The sequence below is a fragment of the Amphibacillus marinus genome (assembly GCF_900110345.1).
GTDB classification, from domain to species: Bacteria; Bacillota; Bacilli; order Bacillales; family Amphibacillaceae; genus Amphibacillus_D; species Amphibacillus_D marinus.
This window is the reverse complement of record NZ_FODJ01000023.1, coordinates 1-2,659: the sequence shown is the minus strand read 5'-3', so window position 1 is coordinate 2,659 and position 2,659 is coordinate 1. Positions and strand designations below refer to the sequence as shown.

Sequence of the window (2,659 nt, the reverse complement as noted above, 5' to 3'; positions counted from 1 at the left end):
GGAACCCGTGATCATATCAGCGAGGTGCTGGATGATCTGAGCGGCTTTGATCGCCAAAAAAAGCACAGTCAGATTGAGCAGGTGTTAAACCAGCTCCGGCAAACGCTCAATCAAACGAAGAAGGTGCCAGCGCCTTTACGGGGCGGGCATTATCAGCATGTCATAACGCAACCAGCATTTGGTGAGCTAGGTCATTACCAACAAATTGTAAAGCGAGAAAAGGCTCAACAGCCTCATCATGCCCGTCAACACCCGGGTGTGGAACGGCAGTTAGCCGATACGCATGCGGTATACATGGCAGAGCTAAAGGCTTACCATGTCTATGGTCGTATCTCAACAGGGCTAGATGGCGAGCCTGTGATGATTTGGCATCTTGAAGATAGATTAACGGGCTATGGGGTGCAAAATCAGGAGCTGTATCGTTTTTTGCAGCAGGAGGGTAACCAGCTAAATCCCGATCAATTTGTGCTGATTGATCAGGATACCTACTTAGCGAAAGTCAATGCTGCGTGGTGCAAAGGTGTCAATTATGTGACCGGTGAAAAGCTTGTCTTCCCATTCAGTTGGATCATGACCGGCGCAGCCGTTGCGCAGGGAGCGGTTGAATGGACACAGGAAGATGAATGGGGTCAGGCGTTGTTGGTGTTAGGGTTTACCTATGGTTCGTATCGGACGTTGACAAAGCTTGGGCGACAGCAGATAAAGGTTGAAGAACAGCAACGTGTGCAGGCTCAGAATGGGCATGTGAATCAACAAGCGGAAACGAAGCCACAAGCACAGACGGTGAATGGGGAGGTTAATAAGCAGAAAGATCAGGTTGTTTTGAATGGGGATAAGCAAGCAAGTGGGGCTGAGAATTTAAAAACACCGAAAGCAACAGAATTGACAATGACAGAAACAGTTAGTAATCATTCAACAGATATAATTAAAAAAGGTGTTAATGCAGGAGAACTATCTCGTCCTTACGTTAATTCAAAAGGAACTAATTTGCTACTACAAGAAATTATGGATTCAAGAATTCCAGTAAAAGATGTTTCGTTGCCTAATGGTTTGCGATGGGATGTACCAGGATCATTTAATGGTCGTGGACAGGGGATTTGGGAACTAGTAGTAGATTTAGATACGAATAAAATTGTGCATTTCAATTTTACCAAATAGGAGAGGAAAATAAATGTTTGCAATTATTAAATCAAAAATTGGAACTCAAGGAAAATTAATTTACTTAGAAAGTTCACATGAGTTCTTGTCAGAACCCAGTATAAATTCCGATATAACTATTTTAGTAGGATATATATATATCGGTTTTGATTCCGAAACTAATGAATCCACACAAGTTTGGGGATTCCACCATAATTTTAATTGGAAATCAGTTGATTTAACACCTCCTAAAGCTACTCAAGGCAAAGTTGTTTTGAATAGAGATATAGATTCTGGTGATAGTATGAGGATAGCTGGAGCAAATTCATGGGAAACAGACTATGATAAGAGTAGCGGTTGGCTAAGATTTGGAGGAGATAATAATTCTCTCAAAACTAGTTATGTAGAATTTTTCCCAAACACTATAATGGGAATTAATAAAAACGGAGATATTACGGAGTTATGGTTACAACCTATTTTAAAATAACAAAGGAGCTGTACTATTCGATATGTTTGCAGTTGTTGTGGCACTCTATGGGAAGTAAAATATCCGGATTTTCCTGCACAAGGTTTTGTTAGAAACTTTCCTGATGGAAAATATTATGCGAAAGATGAGAATAGATTATGAATATAAATAAACCTTTAAAGAATGAAAAGCTAAATAGTATTATTGAGCAGTTAAAAGCTACAAATTCAGTTGAATCAGAAACTAATTTTTTAAAATATTTAAAGAAAAGTACTTTATTAATCCCTATTATCAAAGATAACAGTGATGAAAATACTAATATAAGTATTTTAAATTTACAACAAACAAATGGAGATAACTATATTCCGCTATTTACAGAATGGGTAGATTTAAAAGGTTTCCCAAACTTTGAACATGTTGATGGGTGGTTAGTAGAGTGGAAAGACTATCAAAAGTTACTCTTTGATAACCCCTTATGGAATGGAGTGGTCATTAATCTAAATTCTTACAACGTCATTTTGAATCGAGACAATATGAGATCTATTGGAATTAATGTGTTTATCGAAGATATAAATACTATTGTGAAGAAATATTTAGACAAGGATATGTTTCTAGATATCATGCCATTAGAAGATAGTTTTAGTAAACAAGCTATACAAGATGTATCTCCCTTCTACACAGTAAAATAAGATATAAAAAACTTATAATTGCACTGGCTCGTTGATTAACTAACGACAAAATGAAGTAAATTAGTTTTATTTCTTGTAAAAAACAACTTGTAAAGTGAGAGTTTTTTATAGTTAATAGCTTAAGTTCAACGTAAAGAATTCAACAGATTAAACAGTATACCCAAAGTAAAAAGCTGCTTTCTAAAACAGGAAAGCAGTTTTTCTGTGTTTTTTAAAAATAAAGCAGAGCCTAGGTGCTTTTTATTAGGTCATGCTTTACACTATAAGGAGGAGAAGCCGAATGGTAACCCGTGTTAATATGGCGGAAGTCCGAGACTTTCGGGATGATACCCGTGCGTTATGCCGCGAGGTACGTAGTGATTTACAG

The 2,659-nt window shown here is 37.4% G+C and carries 2 protein-coding genes and 1 pseudogene; all 3 read left to right on the top strand.

Annotated features, from left to right (window positions below):
* Window positions 1–1,158: pseudogene (locus tag BM000_RS16905) on the top strand (hypothetical protein); the annotation flags it as partial.
* Window positions 1,159–1,171: 13 nt separating this feature from the next.
* Window positions 1,172–1,624: a hypothetical protein gene (locus tag BM000_RS16505; protein WP_091500430.1), complete on the top strand. Its 453-nt coding sequence runs from the start codon at window positions 1,172–1,174 to the stop codon at window positions 1,622–1,624.
* A 137-nt stretch (window positions 1,625–1,761) separates the two neighbouring features.
* A complete protein-coding gene (locus BM000_RS16500) occupies window positions 1,762–2,292 on the top strand; it encodes an SseB family protein (protein ID WP_091500428.1) in 531 nt (176 codons plus the stop codon).
* The last annotated feature ends 367 nt before the right edge of the window (window positions 2,293–2,659 follow it).

Coding starts and splice junctions, on each gene's coding strand:
- BM000_RS16505 (WP_091500430.1), top strand. CDS start 1,172: ATGTTTGCAATTATTAAATCAAAAATTGGAACTCAAGGAAAATTAATT.
- BM000_RS16500 (WP_091500428.1), top strand. CDS start 1,762: ATGAATATAAATAAACCTTTAAAGAATGAAAAGCTAAATAGTATTATT.